The following is a 17,831-nucleotide window of genomic DNA, read 5'->3' as shown; positions in this document are numbered from 1 at the left end:
GAGGTGAGAATTTTTGAAGCGGACTTATCAACCGAAGGTGAGGCGGCGGAAACGGGTGCACGGCTTTATGAAAAGGATGCGCACACACGGAGGGCAGAACGTAATCCGTCGGAGAAGACAAAGAGGAAGAAAGAAACTTTCCGCATAAAGGAAGGTTCAGGGACGGCAAGGCGCACCATAAGGAAAAGGGATTTTGAACGTATTTTTAAACAGGGGCGCTCTTCATCGTCCGGATGTATCGTTGTGTACAAGTTGAGGAATCACCTCCCGGTGTACAGGCTTGGTTTTGCGGTCAGCCGAAAAGTTGGGAAAGCTGTAAAGCGGAACAGAGTGCGTAGACTGTTGAGAGAGGTGTGTCGCCTTAATCCGGGGTGGTTCATTCAAGGATACGACTATGTAGTGCTCGGCAGGGTATCGGCGGGCGAAGAAAAATACCAAACGATCCAGAAAGTAATTAGACAAGCCCTGAAGATACCCACAGGTGAAGATTGAATGAAGCGGCTACTGATCAACCTCATAAGGCTCTACCAACTGGTGGTTTCCCCCTGGCTTATACCCCGGTGCCGGTTTCAACCAACCTGTTCAAAATACGCGGAGGAGGCAATTACACGTTACGGGAGCTTCCGCGGAGGCCTGCTGGCTGTCCGGCGGCTGTTGCGTTGCCACCCGTTCAATCCCGGAGGGTATGATCCGGTGCCTTGACCGCGCAGGTATTATAAAGGTTGCTTTTTAAGCCCGGGTAAAGGAAAGACGCAGATTCCAAAATAATGGTTTTAAAGCCGAAAATGAGGTTAAACTTGTCCGTGACGGATCGGGTTAACACTTGAAATGCCGAGATGGACGCGAAGGAGGCTAAATATTGAGCGAGTTGTTTGGTGGGTTGGTAGCCGGGATGACCTGGGTTTTAATGATGTTGTACAACGGCACGGCAGCCGTTGGGTTGCCGAGTTATGGCCTGGCCATAATACTGCTGACGGTTATTGTAAAAGGTGTGCTCTATCCGCTTAATTACAAGCAGATGCATTCCATGGCTGCTATGCAACGGCTGCAACCGAAAATCAAGGAACTCCAGCAAAAGCATAAGAAAGATCCGCAAAAAATGCAGCAAAAGATGATGGAGCTTTATAAGGAGCACGGCGTAAATCCGATGGCCGGCTGCTTGCCGTTGCTAATTCAGTTGCCGATCCTTTTTGCTCTGTACAGGGCGCTCTTGGACCTGTTTAAAACGCCTGAGGTTGCGCATCTTAAGTTTTTGGGCTTCATACACTTGGCGGAAAAGAGTAGTTTCGAAAGACCGGAAACCTTAATCCTTCCCATCCTGGCGGGTTTGACAACCTGGTGGCAGATGAAAGTAACGCCGCAGAGCAGCGGGCAGGAACAGATGCAGCAGATGATGACTTTAATGATGCCTGTAATGTTCGTGTGGATAAGTTCGACGCTCCCGGCCGGGCTTGCGCTCTACTGGGTGGTTTTTAACGTTCTGGGGGTGGGACAGCAGTATATCATTAACAAGCGACTGTTTGCCGTTGGGAAGGAGGCCCTTGAGGGTGAAGGAAGTGGTGAAAAGCGGTAAAACCGTTGACGAGGCGGTAAGAGCCGCGCTTACCGAACTAAAGACAGAGATAGATTGTGTGACGGTTGAGGTTGTCAGTGAGCCCGCCAAAGGGATCTTTGGCTTCTTAGGGGCGAAACCAGCCGTTGTCAGGGTAATGATGAAAGAATCATCGGGCATGAAAGCGGCGGGCCTTTTAAAACAAGTAATCGATGCGATGGAGCTGGAAGGCGACGTCACCTATCAGGAAGATGACGGGTGTGTCAACATTGAGATCAACGGTGAAAAGCTGGGTGTGCTTATAGGGAGAAGAGGAGAAACGTTGAACGCGCTGCAATACCTGGTGAGCCTGTCCATCAACCGCGGCGACGAGGACAAGAAGAGAGTGCAGATAGACGTAGGGGGATATAGAAAAAAACGGGAGGAAACCCTGCAGGAGCTGGCGCACAAGCTGGCCGAGAAGGCTAAACGCCGCGGGAGAAACGTTGTGCTGGAGCCGATGAACCCGCAGGAACGGCGTGTAATACATATGGCGCTCAAGGAGCGGGAGGATATCTATACGTTTAGCGAAGGGGAAGAGCCTTACAGAAAGATAGTTATCTCTCCGCGGAAGTGAACAAAAGTTTGTTGCAGAGCGGCGACGCCGGGTAGTGATGCAAAAAAGAAGCCGTCGGCGTCTTTTTTTTTCACAGGAAAATAAAATCTATGGCACGTTGCGGGAAAATGTTCTGTAAACCACGTTGATGTTTTGACGGAGCGCGGATAGAAACAAGCAATTGGGAAGTGAGAGGTGCTTCTTACATCTCACCTCCAAAATTAGGCGGGTGGTACGGTGGAAGAAGACACTATCGTCGCCATTTCAACCCCTCTCGGAGAGGGAGGAATAGGAATAGTCAGGTTAAGTGGGCCGGAAGCGGTCCCACTGGCAGAAAAGGTTTTTAGGCCGAAGAAAAACCGGGGATGGGCGAAAGGACCCGGGTATCGCCTTGTTTACGGGATCGCTGTTGACCCCCGGGACGGGACGATAATCGATGAGGTCCTTCTTTCTTTAATGCGCTCGCCTTACAGTTATACCACCGAGGATGTGGTTGAGTTCAACTGTCACGGCGGTATCGTAGCCGTGCGGAAGGTTCTTGAGGCTTTGATGAGCGCCGGTGCAAGACTGGCCGGCCCCGGTGAGTTTTCAATGCGCGCATTTTTAGGCGGAAGGATTGATCTGTGCCAGGCCGAAGCGGTGCTGGACGTTATAAGGGCGGTAACGGAGGAAGGGCTCCGGGTGGCTCAGTCACAGCTTCAAGGAAGGCTGACCGAAAAGGTGCGGGAATTAAGGCGGGAAGCGGTAGCGCTTTTAAGCGCGGTGGAAGCGGGCATTGATTTTCCCGAGGATGTCCCGGGCCCGGACGCCGAAGAACTGGTATCAGGGCTTGAAAGTTTACTATTAAAGGGAAAGACGCTTCTAGAAAACGCGGAAGCCGGGGCCGTTTACCGCGACGGCATCACAACGGTGCTCGCGGGGAAAGCGAATGTAGGGAAATCGTCAATTTTAAACGCGCTGACCGGCAAGGAGAAGGCGATTGTCACGGACGTACCCGGGACCACAAGAGACGTGATCGAAGAAATCATTAATGTCGAAGGAATACCTCTGCGGGTGGTGGACACGGCCGGGATACGGGAGGCCGTCGAAGAGGTGGAGAGGATGGGTGTTGCCCGCGCGAGGGAGGCTCTCGCCGGCGCGCAACTGGTTCTTGTGGTGCTCGATGCCGTAACCGGCGTCACCAAAGAGGACGAAGCGGTGTTTTCCGCCAGCAGGGACCGGCAGCGGATAGTGGTGGTGAACAAAACAGACGTCGGACAGATTAATGTCAACCGGGGAGAGATTAAATCACTGGCGGGGGACTCTCCGGCGGTATTCATCTCGGCGCTTACGGGTCACGGACTTGACCAACTACGGCGGGCAGTGTGCGAAAAGGTTTTTCAGGGAGCCGTTTTGAGGCCGGAAGAAGTGGTGGTAAGCCGGATAAGACACGCCGAAGCGATCGGCGGTTTTGTAGACGGGGTGGAGGCGGCCGCGTCGGGGTTAAAATCAGGGTTTCCGGAGGACCTGATCAGCCTCGACCTGCGGGCGGGGATTACCGCCCTGGGCGAAATCACCGGCGAAAACGTTACGGAAGACGTTATAGAAGCAATCTTCAGAGATTTTTGCGTGGGTAAGTAACTTGGAAGTTGGAGGCCGGAGGTTGGAAGTTGGAATCGTTGATAGAATTCGCATAGCGAATTCTTCCTTGGTTCTAACCTCTAACTTCCTGCATCCAATCGCCGGGAAAAGGGGTAAATGGTAGGGTGTATCCAGCGGGAAGGTATGACGTTATAGTGGTGGGAGCGGGACATGCAGGGTGTGAGGCAGCCCTCGCGGCCGCCCGGATGGGGATGAGCACGCTCCTGTTGACGCTGAACATGGATTATGTGGCGCTTATGCCGTGCAATCCCGCCATCGGCGGGCCTGCAAAGGGGCATCTGGTGAGAGAGGTGGACGCCCTCGGGGGAGAGATGGCTCTGAATACCGACCGGGCGGCGATTCAGGTGCGTCTCCTGAACACCGGCAAAGGGCCGGCGGTGCGAGCTTTGCGGGCGCAAACCGACAAACAGAAGTACCAGTTGGAGATGCGGCGGGTTCTGGAGCTGGAACCCAACCTTCATCTTCGGCAGGCGCGTGTGGAGCGCATAATAACAGAAGGCGACGGCATCCGGGGGGTGGAAATCGAAACGGGAGCGTTCTTTTCGGCGCGTGCCCTGGTGGTTACCACGGGGACGTACCTCCGCTCCCGGATCGTGGTGGGGGACGTGGCGTATGACGGAGCGCCAAACGGACAGCTTCCGGCGGTCGGATTAGCCCTGAGCCTGAGGGATTTAGGGCTGGCCGTAGGGCGTTTTAAAACCGGGACCCCGGCGCGGATTGACCGGCGGACGATTGATTTTGGGAAAATGGCGCCCCAGCACGGTGATGCCGATCCCCCCTCGCTTTCCTTCCTCAGGGAGTGCCGGATTGAGGACCAGGAACCGTGCTGGCTTACGTACACGACAGAGGAAACACACAGGATTATACGGGAGAACCTTGACCGGTCACCGCTGTTTTTAGGGGTGATTGAGGGCAGGGGCCCGCGATACTGTCCATCGATAGAGGACAAGGTCGTGCGGTTTAACCGGGATCGCCATCAGGTTTTTGTGGAGCCGGAAGGCAGGGGGTCCATAGAGATGTACATCCAGGGGATGAGTACCAGCCTTCCGGAAGACGTCCAGGCGGCGATGCTGCGCACGGTTCCGGGACTGGAAACCGCGGTGATTACACGGGCGGGCTACGCGATTGAATACGACTACGTTCTACCCACGCAGCTGACACCGGCCCTGGCGGTAAAGGGAATTGCGGGACTTTTCCTCGCCGGGCAGATCAACGGGACATCCGGGTATGAAGAGGCGGCGGCGCAAGGGGTAATGGCGGGCATCAACGCGGTCCTGTACCTGAAGAACGAAGAGCCGTTCTTCATCGGCAGGGACGAAGGCTATACGGGAGTATTAATCGACGACCTGGTCACCAAAGGCGCGGAAGAGCCGTACCGTCTGCTGACGGCGAGGGCGGAATACCGGCTTCTCTTAAGGCAGGACAACGCCGACCTGCGGCTGACGGAAAAGGGTCGGCGCGTAGGGCTTGTAGGCGACAAACGTTACGCGTCCTTCCTGCAGCGGCAAGAGGCGATCGAGAAGGAAATCGCCAGGTTGAAGACGATGATCCTGCCGGTGGAAGCGGTGGCACGGATTTTCGAAAGAAAAGGAATTGAAGCGCCGAACAGACCGCGTACGCCGATGGAATTGTTGCGGCGCCCCGAGATAAGTTACGCAGATGTTGCTCGGGAAGGAGACCCGCCGGAGAATGTGCCGGCAGACGTATCGTGCGAAGTAGAGAACCGGATAAAATACGAAGGGTATATAAAACAGCAGACGGCCGAAGTGGAGCGTTTCCGCAAGATGGAGAGCAAACGGCTGCCTCCCGGAATCGATTACGGCGATGTCAGGGGACTTTCCAACGAGGGAAGAGAGAAGCTGAAGCGAGTGCAGCCGGCGTCGGTGGGTCAGGCGGCAAGAATCAGCGGTATTTCCAGCGGGGATATCGCGGTCCTGGTTGTTTATCTGAAACATCTTAAAAGGGACAAGATTCCCCATTAAAAACTATTTCAGGCGCCGCGCCTCACGAGAGAAGTACTATTTTCTGAGGAGAGCAAATGGATTTCGAGGAAGCGCTCCAAAAGGGTGTGAAAGGCATTGGCATCGCGCTCCGGCCGGAAGAGGAGGCGCTTTTTTGCGCCTGCTACGGGAAATTGAAAGCCGCGGCGGAAAGAGTCAACCTTACCGGGCTTAAAGACCCGGTGGATGTAGCCGTGAAGCACTTTGTGGACGCGGTTGCGGTGATGCGCTGGGTTGATTTCAACGGTGGCAAACGGTTAATTGATGTCGGCAGCGGCGCCGGCTTCCCGGGGATTCCTCTCGGTATTGCAAATCCCGGATTGCAAGTTGTCTTGCTCGAGGCGGTCAGGAAAAAGACGGAGTATATGCGGGAAGTGGTGGAAGGCCTGCATCTTAAAAACTGCACCGTAATCTGGGGCAGGGCGGAAGAACTCGGGCGCCGGGAGGGTTACCGGGAAGGGTTTGATCTGGTGACGGCGAGAGCGGTAGCGCCGCTGAGGATATTGTCCGAGTGCACCGTTCCCTTTGCCGGTGTAGGGGGAGCGGTTATTGCGTACAAGGGGCCGAAAGCAAAAGAGGAAATAGAAGAATCCAGGAAGGCAATAGAAACCCTCGGGGGAGTATTAGAGACCCAAATTGAATACGTGCTGCCGATTTGCGGGGAAAAGCGACTTTTAATTATTATCAGAAAAACCGTAAACACGCCTGACGGGTATCCGCGCCGGGCAGGGATTCCCCACAAAAAGCCTATTTAAGAAATGGCAGGATTTTGCGTCGGGGTTGTGGAATAATACATGAAAGTTTGGCGACAAAAGGGAGAAAAGAAAGGCGGACAAAAAGGATTGGGCAAGGTAATTGCTATCGCCAACCAAAAGGGAGGGGTGGCAAAGACCACTACCGTGGTTAACCTTGGCGCCTGTCTGGCGATTGCGGGGTTAAGGGTTCTGATAATAGACGCGGACCCCCAGGCAAATGCCACCAGCGGGTTGGGGGTTGAGGCGGCTGAAGCGAAATCGCTGTACGACGTGCTGATACACAATCGTTCCATAAAAGCGGTGATGGCGCCTTGCCCTTCCGTAAAAGGGCTCGACGTGGTGCCGGCAACGCTTAGTTTGGCCGGCGCAGAGGTGGAACTGGTAAGCGTCCAGGGCCGGGAAACAGTACTGCGACGAAGTCTGGCGGGTATTCGGGAAGAGTATGACTTTACGCTGATCGACTGTCCGCCTTCTTTAGGGCTGTTAACCCTGAACGCATTGACCGCCGCCGACACCGTTCTTATCCCGATCCAGTGTGAGTATTATGCGCTGGAAGGGCTGGGGCACCTTTCAAATACTATTCAGTTAGTTCAAAAGCGACTGAACTCAAGCCTGGAGATTGAAGGAGTACTACTAACGATGTTTGACGGACGAACAAACCTGTCCATCCAGGTGGTTGAGGAGGTAAAGAAACACTTTCGCCAGAAGGTGTATCGAACGATCATTCCGCGTAATGTCAGGCTGAGCGAAGCTCCAAGTCACGGGAAACCGGTCGTCGTGTATGACCCTAAAAGCCGGGGTGCTGAGGTTTACAGCGAACTTGCAAAGGAAGTGGCAGGTCATGGCTAAAACAAGAGGACTCGGGCGGGGGCTGGACGCGCTGATTCCGGTACTGCCGGAGGGAGGCGAAGAACTTCGGCGGATCAAGATAAAATTGATACGACCGAACGCCCGGCAGCCGCGTGAAACCTGGGAGGAAGCGGGGATTCAGGAACTGGCGGCTTCGATAAAAGAACATGGGCTTCTGCAGCCGATAGTTGTTAGGCCGGCAGGGGAAGGCTATGAACTGGTAGCCGGAGAAAGGCGATGGAGGGCATGCCGGTTGCTGGGGTGGGAGACGGTTCCCGCGCTGATCCGCGAATACGACGACGAAAAGACCGCCTGCGCGATATTGGTTGAAAACATTCAGCGCGAAGACCTCAATCCGCTGGAGGAGGCGATCGCCTATCAAAGGTTGATAGAAGAGTTTAGGCTGACACATGAGGAGGCCGCCAGGCGGGTAGGAAGAAGCCGCGCTGCGGTGGGGAATGCCCTGAGGCTTTTAAGCCTCCCCCCGCGGGTTTTGCAGATGCTGAGGAAGGGCGATCTGTCAGCGGGTCACGCAAGGGCGCTGCTGGCCGTTTCCGAGCCCGCGATTCAGGAGGAAATCGCCGTCAGGGCTGCGGCACAACAATTATCGGTTCGGGACGTAGAGGCGGTCGTCAGACGCTGGGGCAAAGCCAAGGATGATAAAAGTCCGGCAAAAGAGACCGCGGTGACCGACGAGGGACTTGCCGAAGCGACAGAGAAAATTTCATCGACGCTCGGAACGAAGGTGGCGGTAAGGCCTTCGCGCCGGCGGTGGCGGGTGGAAATATACTTCCGGAGCCGCGAAGAAATAATGGCGTTTGCAAAAAGGTTTACACTGAAAAAGAATGCTTCACGTGAAACATGACGGTGAAACAGTATGCTCCACGTGAAACATAACCGTGAAACGGACGACGGCAGGGACGGTTTTGTCGGCGGAGTGTTGCTCGGATTGTTGATCGGGGAGGGGCATTTCGGCGGCGACGGCCGGCAGGCCCAGGTTACTATCCGGATGCATGCGCGGCATGAGTCGCTGTTTTTATGGTTACTGGAGGTTGTTCCGGGGTCAAGACTTTACGGCCCATACCATCATGGTGGTCGTCATTACTATCAATGGATGGTCCGCGGCATCGCACTAAAGCAACTTCTCGGGCGAATAGACTTTCCTCTTTTGGAACAAATCGATCCGCCGACCTTCGTGCGCCTTCAGAAAATGAGGGAAGAATACCGGTTGGAATAGTAAACAGTGTATACCTGTAAAGAGGGTGAATGCAATCGAGGCGTTTTTCTTGGAATACGGCTTTTTTCTCTTAGGCGCTGCGGGGCTGCTTTCCTGTATGGCAATCGTTTTTTCGGTGACGCTGTTGGTAAGGCACAATCGTCTTGCCCGCCGCTACCGTAACCTGGTGCGGTTGGCGCAGAATCAGGAATTCGTAAAAAATCTGGAAAAATCGATAACGATGATGGACGCCTTAAAAGAGCGGCTTGATGCCCTGACAACTGAACAGGAGCGGTTTTCTCTTACGCTCCGCAATTGTGTCAGGACGCCTTCGGTTGTACGCTTTAACGCTTTCGACGACGTAGGAAGCGACCTCAGTTTTAGTCTGGCGATGCTGGACGGGGAAAGGAACGGATTTGTTTTTACCAGCCTTTACGGTCGTGAGGAATCGCGTTCTTACGCCAAGAAGATCGCCCGGGGTTCTTCCTCAAGCCGTCTTTCCCCCGAGGAGGAACAGGTGCTGCAGGAGGCAAGCTCGCGGGTTTAAAGTAGCGTGGAATACCGACTGTTAGGACGTCACTGTCACAGACGAGAGGAGAGAGATATGTATACCAACCGTGCCGACGCCGGTCGACAACTGGCTTTGCGGTTGGCGGGCAGGGAGTTTCATGACGCCCTGGTTGTTTCCATACCGCGCGGTGGGGTGGAGGTTGGCGCAGAGCTTGCGGCAGCGCTCCGGCTGCCGCTCGATATTATAATACCCCGGAAAATCGGGGCTCCGTTTAATCCGGAACTTGCTATAGGTGCGGTTACCCAGGACGGCACCGCGATTTTTAACGACCGGCTTGTTGCGCAGGTCGGACTTGCCGAGGAAGATAAAGAGAAGCTGGTCGCCGGTACGGTAGCGGAGATTAACAGGCGCATGTGTCTTTATAGGGGTGACAGGCCCCCTGTTTCTTTAGCCGGCCGGGAAATAATTCTGACCGACGACGGGATTGCCACCGGATATACGGTTCTTGCAGCCCTGCGCTCTATCAGGAAATCCGGACCTGAAAGAATCATCCTCGCGGTCCCCGTCGCCCCGGAGGAGACAATCGAGACTCTGCTTCCCGACGTGGACGAGATGGTCTGTTTGTCTATGCCGTATGATTTTATGGCAGTAGGCCAGTTTTATCTCAACTTCAAGCAGACCACCGACGCGGAAGTCATTGATCTTCTCCGGAAGAATTACCGCTGATTGAGCGCCAAGAAATTTACTCCTCGGAGACTGCCGCAAAACGGCGTCTGTCTAGTTTAGAGGCGAGATGTTAAAGGTTAGAATTCTTTTACGGCCTTTGACGCGAAAATCTACGAGACGTGGCAAGAAAAACTAACCACAGAGACACAGAGCACACGGAGGGTAAAAGACAGAAATATGGGTATAAATTTTTATTATTTAGTCTTGATATTTCTATTCTCTGTGAACTCTGTGCCTCTGTGGTGAAATATTTTGGTTCCGGCTTGTCCGGATTAGGAATTCGCTTACGAATTCCTTTCATTTTCCGACTTTCGACCTCCAACCTCTAAATCAGTACGCTCCGTTCCGGCCTTTGGGAAGTGCGAAGTGTGAGGTTGGATGTGCGAGTCACATCTCGTCTCTCATTTCGCAGCCTCAGGAACTCTTTCTGAGTTTAATTGCCGAAAGCCGCCAACGTTGTCTTTCTACGGCTAGGGTTTTTTGCAACACTCTTCTCGGACATAACCTCCCCGGGTAAGGTGTTATACTAAGCCCGTTAGGAGGTGAAATATTGACTAAAATAGCGGTTGACGAGAACTTGTCAAATGTGAGAAGCCTTTTGACTCAGGAGGGGTTCGAGGTGGTCCCGCCGGCGGAGTCGTCGGGTGCGTCGGCTTTTGTGATCAGCGGGATGCAGGAAAACCTGCTAGGCATCGAGGATATTACGGAAGCTGTTCCGGTGGTAGACGCCCGGGGGATGACCCCGCAAGAGGTTTTGAGCTCATTGAAGGATCGACTGGGAAAAAGGTAGTCAAACCAAAAGACGCCACCGCCTAATTACTGGAAATATAATCTCGCAAATAAAAATAAGGTCCCGGGCACCTTAAAAGCCGGGCCTTATTTTTGAGGTCCCTGCGCCACCTTGAGGGATGCGGTCATTCCGTTTTGGTGCGGCGCCGCCTTCAGCAGGGCGTCGGCAATCACCTCGGCCTGCTGCATTACCACGCTCAACCTTGTATTCTGAAGGACGACATACTCCATGAAGCCGCCGATGTTAACGACCGCTGTAATGTGCAGGTGCCCCACGGGCGGCAGCGACTTGTTTACGCCGGCCCCGGGAAGAAGCGGACCCACTCCCACGTTTATGGCGCCTACGTTCTCCGGATATCCGAGGGATGCGTCTACGGCGATGATAAAGGCGTTGCGGTGGAGCCGGGTGACTTCCTGGAGCTTCCCTTTAAGGTTCCGCGCATGCACCGGTTCCCCTAGAGTTCCGTAAACGTTGTACGGGTTGGCCTTCGCGGCCGCGACCTTACTGCCGACCAGCGGACCGAGGGAATCGCCGGTGGAACGGTCGGTACCGATGCACAGAAGCACCCAGGGTCTGCCGGTTGTATGCAATCCGGCGCGATCCCGGATTTCATTCGCAATACGCCCGGCGGCATCCTGTTCCTCGTAATGCACGTGAAAACGAGAGGGGACGGTCTCTGCCGGAGCGTAAGTAATCGCCGGATATTCTTCCATCAAATCACCCCCTGAGAATCATATTAGGGTGAAGCTTATAAGCGGCTATCGGACCAATAGGCCCGATCAAGGATGTATCGCGGCAAGAGTTGTGATGACGTTACCCCGTGGATAAGAAAGTCCTATACTCCCGCCGGGCTAATATATTTATTGCCAGAGCATGGTGTATTTATTCCCGGTTTTACCTGCGGGAGAAGAAAAGAAGGATATCTTCCTCGCTTTCGCGAAACTAGGAGAGTGTTGAAGAACAAATAGTGTCAAAAAAACCTGACGACTTTCAATGAACAAACTTGGACAAAGTTCCGGAGTCTGCGAAAAACAAGCATTTCAAAAATAGAGGTCGGATGCAAGAAGTCGGATATCTGAATGGATTACAGAAGTAAAGCTGAGAATCTCACGCTGTTTTGGCACATCTGACTTCTGACATCCTGCGCCTGGTTTCTGGAATGGACAGGCGCCGTTTTGCAGCGGCCTCCGCGGATCGATCTAAAATCTAAGAACGGTTTTGGGGGTTGACTGATTGAACTGGCTGGACGCGGTTTTGACAGTGATTCTCGTAATCGGGGTTTACAGAGGGGCGAAGACAGGCCTTATCCTCAGTTGTATCCGGCTTGTCGGGGTAGTTGTGGCGTTTGTGCTGACATCGCGATACTATTCCGTAATCGGGGACATCGTAGAGCGACAATGGCACTTTGCCGACATCCTGTCCGCATGGCTCTCGCACGTCTATAAAATTCCGCCGGACAGCGGCGGTATTATTTCCGCGCAACAATCCGCTCTGACGCTGGCCGCCGCCGGGAAGCCCGGCCTGCCGGGGAGCGACCCGGTGTTCATCCTCGCCCGAAAGGTTATCAACGCCGGTATATTTCTGGTCCTCTTTGGGATAATCGAACGGCTCTGGTTTTTTGTCGGCGAACAGATCACCTTCTTTCGCAAATGGCTTCCCTTCCGGCCGTTCGACCGCCTCGGGGGCGTAGCCCTGGGCGCCGGCTGGGGATTCGTTCTTGGGATGGTGCTGGTCCTGGTTTTGCATTATGCGGCGAGACTGAGCGCAATCATGATGGGACAAGAGAACTTTATCGTACAGGCACTCGGCACATCCGTCCTGACCCCATTCTATGAAGGTATGCTGCGGATGGTGGGCGGCTTATTTGCCTACAATGGCATCGGGGACATAATGCAGACTTGAGTCCGGCTTCCGACACGGGAAAGCCGACAGCCTCCGGTTAGTATGTGGATTAAAAAGTTACGGTGCAGAGTGGAATGTTTATAAAGTTACAGGTCGGCGATTTGTTACGTTTAAGAAAACCTCACCCGTGCGGCAGCGAGGAATGGGAAGTGCTGAAGACCGGGGTGGACGTCCGGGTCAAATGCCGCGGGTGCGGTCGTGTGCTTCTGGTTCCCAGAGACAAGCTCTTAAAAAGGGTCCGGGGTAAAAAGGTCTGATTCGGAAAAGGCGGTAATAAGCCGGATACTTATGCAAAAGACGCTTGCCACAGCCTTTCTGTTATGGTAAAATAACTCCGCTTTTTAAATCAAAAACGCTCTTTCGCGTGTGGCATACCGGGCCGTTGCGCTCAGAGCCCGGTGTTTCTCCCTGCCCCGTTCAACGGGGCCGCTTAAGACCGAAGGGAGGTGTTAGTTGATGCGACAGTATGAGGTTATGTACATCCTGCGTCCCGGGCCGGAAGAAGAAACTTTGAACGAGATGGTGGAGCGGTTTAAGACGGTGATCGAGGAACAGGGCGGCGCCGTTGACCGTATCGACCGGTGGGGGAAGCGCCGGCTTGCATATGAAATCGATAAGGAACGGGAAGGCCAGTACGTGTTGATGCAGTTGAAATCTGAAGCCCCGGCGGTTAAAGAACTCGAACGGATGTTTAAGATCTCGGGGGATGTGCTCCGCCACATCATCATTCGGAGAGATTAGGGAGGCGGGTATGCTTAACCGTATAATTTTAATCGGACGCTTGGTGCGTGACCCGGAACTGCGTTATACACCCGGCGGGGCGGCGGTGGCAAGTTTTACGATCGCTGTGGATCGCCCTTTTCTGGGGAAACAGGGCGAGAAGCAGACTGATTTTATCGACATCGTCGTGTGGCAGAAGCAGGCTGAGATTTGCCACCGCAACCTGACGAAGGGGCGACTGGTCGCGGTCGAAGGACGGCTTCAAGTACGTTCTTATGCCGACAGCCAGGGCGTCCGGCGCAAAGCCGCCGAGGTGGTGGCGGACGCGGTGCGTTTCCTCGACCGCCCGCGTGAAGGGGAACGACCCCCTGATACGGAACCCCGCGGTAAAACGGATGACGATTACCAGGAACCGTTCGGGCAAGCCGTGGACTTTTCTGAGGACGACGTGCCCTTTTAAAAACGATAGAAAAACCAAGAGCATTTTGGGAAAGGAGGTTGCGAATTGAAACGCGAACGCAACCGCGGCCGGCGTAAGAAAAAGATTTGCAGCTTCTGCGTTGAAAAAATTGCGGAAGCAGACTATAAAGACATCACGCGTCTGAAAAAATATGTGACCGAGCGGGGGAAGGTATTACCCCGCCGCATTTCCGGAAATTGCGCCCGCCATCAGCGGACCCTGACCCTGGCGATAAAGCGTGCCAGGGTAATGGCGTTGCTGCCGTTTGTGACCGATTAACAGGGCTTCGATAGATGACTGTTTGGGCCCGGCTGTGCCTTACGGAAATGCCGGGCTCTGTTTATTTTAAGGGGACCGGTTTCCGGCATCGGTTTTTCGGAATGTAAAGTTTACTGCGATCTCGCATGGGGATGACTGCCGGCCGGTCTTATTTCTCACGTACCTGGAGTTTTACATATCATTAGGGCAGGAATCGTTGTCGATTTTGGCGAAAATTATAATACAGCGGTTTTCATGTTAGAATCTTTTCAGGCGGGGAAAAACGAGAATCTTCCGGTCAATGCGCGGAGTGCCGGGTAACCACAGAGACACAGAGCACACAGAGGGGAACTGATATAAAGTCGCGAGTAATAAATTAAATCCTCAGTCGAAAGTCCCCAGTCCCTGTTCCTGGACTTAGGACGCAGGACATAGGACTTCGGACTTGATGATCTGCCTCTGTGGTAGCCCATCACTCAACTTGTTGATCTTAAGACGCAGCGTTCTAAGTCGCCTTGTATATAAAACGATGCAAAGTGGTTTTAACGTACCGTTGAGTGCTGGGGAATTCCCGTTTGTCCGGGTTAGGAGGGGTTTGATGCGGGTTATTCTGTTGAAGGATGTTGTGTCCCTGGGGAAAGCAGGCGATCTGGTTACGGTGGCGGAGGGGTATGCGCGCAACTATCTGATTCCGCGTCTGCTGGCCGAACCGGCATCGGAAAAAAAGCTTGCGGAGTTAGGGCGGATTCGTCAGCAGCGCGAAAAGAAGGCCGTGGTCATGGCCAATCGTGCGGAGCAAACAGCGTCGCGCCTTAGGGGGCAAACCGTTTCAATTCCCGTAAAAGTCGGGGGAGGGGGGCGGCTCTTCGGGGCGGTGACGGCCAAGGATATCGCCGCCGTTTTGGAACGCGCTTTAGAGATAAAACTTGATAAGAAACAAATCGTCCTTGAGGCGCCGCTCAAGGAAACCGGTTCATATAACATTACGGCAAGGATCGCGCCCGGTATAACGGCGGAGTTTAAGGTTGCAGTCGTTCCGGAACAGGAGGGGTGACCGTGAGTCTTGCGACGGAAACGCTGGCGCGGCAAACACCTCAAAACATCGATGCCGAGCAGGCGGTCCTCGGGGCGGTGATTCTTGATCCTGAAGTGATACACCAGGTAGTGGACCTGGTACGTCCTGAAGAGTTTTATCAGGAGTCGCACCGGCTTATCTACGAAACGATGTTGGCCCTGGAGGATACGGGCACACCGATAGATATGATTACGCTCGTGGAAGGTTTAAGACAGAACGGACACCTGGAGCGGGCGGGGGGCGCGAGCTACATCGCGGCCCTGGCGGACGTGGTTCCCACAACCGCGCATACGGAGCACTATGCCCGTCTTGTAGCGGAAAAGGCTCTTTTGCGTACACTAATTCAGGTGTCTACGCGTATACGTGATCTGGGTTATGAGGCCGAGGCGGACCCCAATCACCTGCTCAACGAGGCGGAGCGGCTGATTCTTGACTTGGCGCAAGCCAAAGGGACGGCTTCCTTCGCCTCTATCAAAAGCATTCTTGAGACGGCGCTCGCGCATATAGAAGACGTTTTCAAGGCGCAGGGGCAAATGCTCGGCCAGTCCACTAAATTCACCGAACTCGACAGGCTGCTCAGCGGCCTGTGGCCCCAAGACCTGATAATACTGGCCTCCAGGCCCAGCATGGGGAAAACCTCCCTGGCGCTTTCCATCGCCCTTAACGTGGCTAAGAGCGAGACCCCGGTGGGTTTTTTCAGCATGGAGATGTCGAAGGAACAACTCGTACAAAGACTGCTTGCGGCTGAAGCCAAGGTCGACCACAAGCGGCTCAGAACGGCCCAACTGGAGGATGAAGACTGGCAGAAACTGACCGAGGCGGCCGAGAGGATTTCTACGACCCCCGTCTTCATTGACGACACGCCGGCGTTGGGCACGCGGGAGATACGCGCCCGGGCAAAACGTTTAAAAGCCGAACGGGGGCTTGGTCTGATCGTGATTGACTATCTTCAACTGATGCAGTCCTCAAGACGGACGGAAAACAGGCAGCAGGAGATCGCGGAAATATCCAGGTCCCTCAAGGGCCTTGCCAAGGAGCTTGACGTTCCGGTGCTGGCGCTTTCCCAGTTGAGCCGGGCGGTGGAGCAGCGTCAGGAGAAGAGGCCCATAATGTCCGACCTGCGGGAAAGCGGTTGTCTAACCGGGGAGACAATGGTGCAGTTGGCTAACGGACGGAGGGTGGCGATCAGGGAACTGGCACAAGAAGACCTACCGGTAAGAATTATGGCGCTCAACGAAGAGACGTGGAAGTTAGAGCCGACACTGGCGCGAAAAGTTTGGTGTTCCGGTTCGAAACCGGTATATCGTCTTCGTACCGGGTTGGGCCGGGAGATACGCGCTACGGCAAACCATAAGTTTCGCACCATATATGGGTGGAAGTCACTTGATCAGTTAGAGATAGGGGATCACTTGGCATTGCCTCGCACATGGGAAGGCCTGAAAACCAGCAATGCGAGCCTGACTGAGGCGGAAGTGGCGCTCATCGGTCATCTGCTTGGAGACGGGTGTATATTGCCTCGACACGCGGTACAGTATACCACAGGCGATAGGGAGCTTGCGGATATTGTGGCAGCGCTTGCGACAGAGGTTTTTGGCGACGCCATAGCCCCTCGGGTAGAGAGACAACAAAGATGGTGGCAGGTTTTTTTAAGTTCCACTGCTCATTTAACTCACGGAAAGAGAAACCCTATAGCCAGGTGGATGGATGATTTGGGAGTTTGGGGGTACAGAGCCCACGAAAAGCGGGCTCCGCTGAGAATTTTCGAACAACCACCGGAGCGCATAGGCAAGTTTCTTCGGCATCTATGGTCAACCGATGGTACGTTGGGAGTGGTTGGTAGGCAGAAGCCACGCCCCGTTGTTTATTATGCTACAAGTAGCAGTGAAATGGCGTTTGACGTTTCGCATTTGCTTTTGCGTCTGGGCATTATATCGCGGATAAGTAAAGTGCCCCAGCCAGGTAAAGGGCGTAACCAATGGCATGTTACTATAACTTCGCAACCGAATGTCACAGCCTTTTTAAAATACATAGGAGTAATGGAACCCCAAAAAGATCGGGTAGATGCGATTTGGGAGTATTGTCAATGCCGAGGGCACAATCCGAACAAGGACGTGATTCCAGGGGCGGCATGGCACTTATTCGTGGAACCGGCCCGAAAAGCTGTTGGGCTAACCCAACGTCAACTGCAAGCGGCTATGGACACCAGCTATTGCGGTTCTACATTGTATAAAAGTAATCTTAGCCGTAAGCGTGCTTCCAAGGTCGGGAAAGCGGTGCAAAGTCGGGAACTGACGCTGCTTAGTGAAAGCGATGTTGTCTGGGATCCGGTAGTAAGTATTGAGCCTGAAGGCGTAGAAGAAGTCTATGATATTGAAGTTCCACTCTACCACAACTTTATAGCAGGAGATATCGTTGTACATAACTCTCTTGAACAGGATGCCGACGTAATCATGTTTATCTACCGTGAGGAGTATTATCACAAGGACACCGAGAAGAAGGGAATCGCCGAGGTTATCGTCGCCAAGCAAAGAAACGGGCCGGTTGGCTCCGTCGAACTTGCGTTTTTAAAAGATTTCGCCTGTTTTGTCAATCTTGCGTGGGAGTTTTAGAAGTCTGCCGGTTAATTAGGCGGGGAACCCTTTGAAACCGGCTGTGGTTGACATCATCCGGGTTTTTTATTATACTCTGTGGGGCTTGACGGCATCTGCACCGCTGTCCGGAAGCTGCTTCGCGATCCCGCAAAGCGCTTTCCTGTAGGCTAAGAGAACACGGCAATTATTT

22 protein-coding genes are annotated in these 17,831 nt (G+C 54.0%); 21 read left to right on the top strand and 1 reads right to left on the bottom strand.

Annotation, left to right across the window (positions count from 1 at the left end; translation table 11 throughout):
• Window positions 1-13 precede the first annotated feature (13 nt).
• From rpmH to AB1500_08835, 14 genes are all read left to right on the top strand, one after another.
• Window positions 14-148, top strand: a complete 135-nt coding sequence (gene rpmH, locus AB1500_08900) for a 50S ribosomal protein L34 (protein MEW6183279.1) — start codon at window positions 14-16, stop codon at window positions 146-148.
• Window positions 145-492, top strand: coding sequence for a ribonuclease P protein component (gene rnpA / locus AB1500_08895; GenBank protein MEW6183278.1), 348 nt, complete (start codon window positions 145-147; stop codon window positions 490-492). The genes rpmH and rnpA overlap by 4 nt, the downstream gene beginning before the upstream one ends.
• Entirely contained in the window at window positions 493-702 is a 210-nt protein-coding gene (gene yidD / locus AB1500_08890) for a membrane protein insertion efficiency factor YidD (GenBank protein MEW6183277.1), read from the top strand.
• 157 nt (window positions 703-859) lie between these two features.
• Window positions 860-1,573: a YidC/Oxa1 family membrane protein insertase gene (locus tag AB1500_08885; protein ID MEW6183276.1), complete on the top strand. Its 714-nt coding sequence runs from the start codon at window positions 860-862 to the stop codon at window positions 1,571-1,573.
• The gene (gene jag, locus AB1500_08880) at window positions 1,548-2,168 is read left to right on the top strand and encodes an RNA-binding cell elongation regulator Jag/EloR (GenBank protein MEW6183275.1); all 621 of its coding nucleotides are present in this window, start codon (window positions 1,548-1,550) and stop codon (window positions 2,166-2,168) included. Before AB1500_08885 ends, jag begins: the two co-directional genes overlap by 26 nt.
• Before the next feature lie 216 nt (window positions 2,169-2,384).
• Window positions 2,385-3,767, top strand: coding sequence for a tRNA uridine-5-carboxymethylaminomethyl(34) synthesis GTPase MnmE (mnmE, locus tag AB1500_08875; GenBank protein MEW6183274.1), 1,383 nt, complete (start codon window positions 2,385-2,387; stop codon window positions 3,765-3,767).
• 125 nt (window positions 3,768-3,892) lie between these two features.
• Window positions 3,893-5,770, top strand: coding sequence for a tRNA uridine-5-carboxymethylaminomethyl(34) synthesis enzyme MnmG (gene mnmG / locus AB1500_08870; GenBank protein MEW6183273.1), 1,878 nt, complete (start codon window positions 3,893-3,895; stop codon window positions 5,768-5,770).
• Window positions 5,771-5,826: 56 nt separating this feature from the next.
• Window positions 5,827-6,543: a 16S rRNA (guanine(527)-N(7))-methyltransferase RsmG gene (gene rsmG / locus AB1500_08865; protein ID MEW6183272.1), complete on the top strand. Its 717-nt coding sequence runs from the start codon at window positions 5,827-5,829 to the stop codon at window positions 6,541-6,543.
• Window positions 6,544-6,630: 87 nt separating this feature from the next.
• Window positions 6,631-7,392 carry a ParA family protein gene (locus AB1500_08860; protein MEW6183271.1) on the top strand — a complete coding sequence of 254 codons (762 nt, stop codon included), beginning with the start codon at window positions 6,631-6,633 and terminating at the stop codon, window positions 7,390-7,392.
• Window positions 7,385-8,257, top strand: a complete 873-nt coding sequence (locus AB1500_08855) for a ParB/RepB/Spo0J family partition protein (protein ID MEW6183270.1) — start codon at window positions 7,385-7,387, stop codon at window positions 8,255-8,257. The genes AB1500_08860 and AB1500_08855 overlap by 8 nt, the downstream gene beginning before the upstream one ends.
• Before the next feature lie 12 nt (window positions 8,258-8,269).
• Window positions 8,270-8,629: a hypothetical protein gene (locus AB1500_08850; protein MEW6183269.1), complete on the top strand. Its 360-nt coding sequence runs from the start codon at window positions 8,270-8,272 to the stop codon at window positions 8,627-8,629.
• Window positions 8,630-8,654: 25 nt separating this feature from the next.
• Entirely contained in the window at window positions 8,655-9,155 is a 501-nt protein-coding gene (locus AB1500_08845) for a DUF4446 family protein (protein MEW6183268.1), read from the top strand.
• A 57-nt stretch (window positions 9,156-9,212) separates the two neighbouring features.
• Entirely contained in the window at window positions 9,213-9,845 is a 633-nt protein-coding gene (locus tag AB1500_08840) for a phosphoribosyltransferase (protein MEW6183267.1), read from the top strand.
• 550 nt (window positions 9,846-10,395) lie between these two features.
• Window positions 10,396-10,635: a YkuS family protein gene (locus AB1500_08835; protein ID MEW6183266.1), complete on the top strand. Its 240-nt coding sequence runs from the start codon at window positions 10,396-10,398 to the stop codon at window positions 10,633-10,635.
• Between the two features lie 86 nt (window positions 10,636-10,721).
• Here AB1500_08835 and yyaC read toward each other — a convergent pair whose 3' ends face one another.
• Window positions 10,722-11,348 carry a spore protease YyaC gene (gene yyaC / locus AB1500_08830; GenBank protein ID MEW6183265.1) on the bottom strand — a complete coding sequence of 209 codons (627 nt, stop codon included), beginning with the start codon at window positions 11,346-11,348 and terminating at the stop codon, window positions 10,722-10,724.
• Window positions 11,349-11,868: 520 nt separating this feature from the next.
• Here yyaC and AB1500_08825 point away from each other — a divergent pair.
• The 7 genes from AB1500_08825 (at window position 11,869) to AB1500_08795 (ending at window position 17,659) form a co-directional block, all read left to right on the top strand.
• Window positions 11,869-12,537 carry a CvpA family protein gene (locus AB1500_08825; GenBank protein MEW6183264.1) on the top strand — a complete coding sequence of 223 codons (669 nt, stop codon included), beginning with the start codon at window positions 11,869-11,871 and terminating at the stop codon, window positions 12,535-12,537.
• 74 nt (window positions 12,538-12,611) lie between these two features.
• Window positions 12,612-12,794, top strand: coding sequence for a DUF951 domain-containing protein (locus AB1500_08820; GenBank protein ID MEW6183263.1), 183 nt, complete (start codon window positions 12,612-12,614; stop codon window positions 12,792-12,794).
• A 199-nt stretch (window positions 12,795-12,993) separates the two neighbouring features.
• Complete coding sequence (gene rpsF / locus AB1500_08815) at window positions 12,994-13,278, top strand: 30S ribosomal protein S6 (GenBank protein MEW6183262.1); 285 nt, start codon at window positions 12,994-12,996, stop codon at window positions 13,276-13,278.
• Window positions 13,279-13,288: 10 nt separating this feature from the next.
• Window positions 13,289-13,717 (top strand): single-stranded DNA-binding protein, encoded by a 429-nt coding sequence (ssb, locus tag AB1500_08810; protein ID MEW6183261.1) that lies wholly within the window; start codon window positions 13,289-13,291, stop codon window positions 13,715-13,717.
• A gap of 45 nt (window positions 13,718-13,762) precedes the next feature.
• Complete coding sequence (gene rpsR, locus AB1500_08805; GenBank protein ID MEW6183260.1) at window positions 13,763-13,996, top strand: 30S ribosomal protein S18; 234 nt, start codon at window positions 13,763-13,765, stop codon at window positions 13,994-13,996.
• Window positions 13,997-14,573: 577 nt separating this feature from the next.
• Window positions 14,574-15,029 carry a 50S ribosomal protein L9 gene (gene rplI / locus AB1500_08800; GenBank protein MEW6183259.1) on the top strand — a complete coding sequence of 152 codons (456 nt, stop codon included), beginning with the start codon at window positions 14,574-14,576 and terminating at the stop codon, window positions 15,027-15,029.
• Between the two features lie 2 nt (window positions 15,030-15,031).
• Window positions 15,032-17,659 carry a replicative DNA helicase gene (locus AB1500_08795; GenBank protein MEW6183258.1) on the top strand — a complete coding sequence of 876 codons (2,628 nt, stop codon included), beginning with the start codon at window positions 15,032-15,034 and terminating at the stop codon, window positions 17,657-17,659.
• Window positions 17,660-17,831 lie beyond the last annotated feature (172 nt).

It is taken from the genome of Bacillota bacterium (assembly GCA_040755295.1).
Lineage (GTDB): Bacteria > Bacillota > Desulfotomaculia > Desulfotomaculales > Ammonificaceae > SURF-55.
Note: the sequence above shows the minus strand (reverse complement) of the source record. Positions and strands in the feature narration are given on the sequence as shown.

Coding starts and splice junctions, on each gene's coding strand:
- yidD (MEW6183277.1), top strand. CDS start 493: ATGAAGCGGCTACTGATCAACCTCATAAGGCTCTACCAACTGGTGGTT.
- rsmG (MEW6183272.1), top strand. CDS start 5,827: ATGGATTTCGAGGAAGCGCTCCAAAAGGGTGTGAAAGGCATTGGCATC.
- AB1500_08855 (MEW6183270.1), top strand. CDS start 7,385: ATGGCTAAAACAAGAGGACTCGGGCGGGGGCTGGACGCGCTGATTCCG.
- AB1500_08850 (MEW6183269.1), top strand. CDS start 8,270: ATGCTCCACGTGAAACATAACCGTGAAACGGACGACGGCAGGGACGGT.
- AB1500_08840 (MEW6183267.1), top strand. CDS start 9,213: ATGTATACCAACCGTGCCGACGCCGGTCGACAACTGGCTTTGCGGTTG.
- yyaC (MEW6183265.1), bottom strand. CDS start 11,348: ATGGAAGAATATCCGGCGATTACTTACGCTCCGGCAGAGACCGTCCCC.
- AB1500_08820 (MEW6183263.1), top strand. CDS start 12,612: ATGTTTATAAAGTTACAGGTCGGCGATTTGTTACGTTTAAGAAAACCT.
- rpsF (MEW6183262.1), top strand. CDS start 12,994: ATGCGACAGTATGAGGTTATGTACATCCTGCGTCCCGGGCCGGAAGAA.
- ssb (MEW6183261.1), top strand. CDS start 13,289: ATGCTTAACCGTATAATTTTAATCGGACGCTTGGTGCGTGACCCGGAA.
- rplI (MEW6183259.1), top strand. CDS start 14,574: ATGCGGGTTATTCTGTTGAAGGATGTTGTGTCCCTGGGGAAAGCAGGC.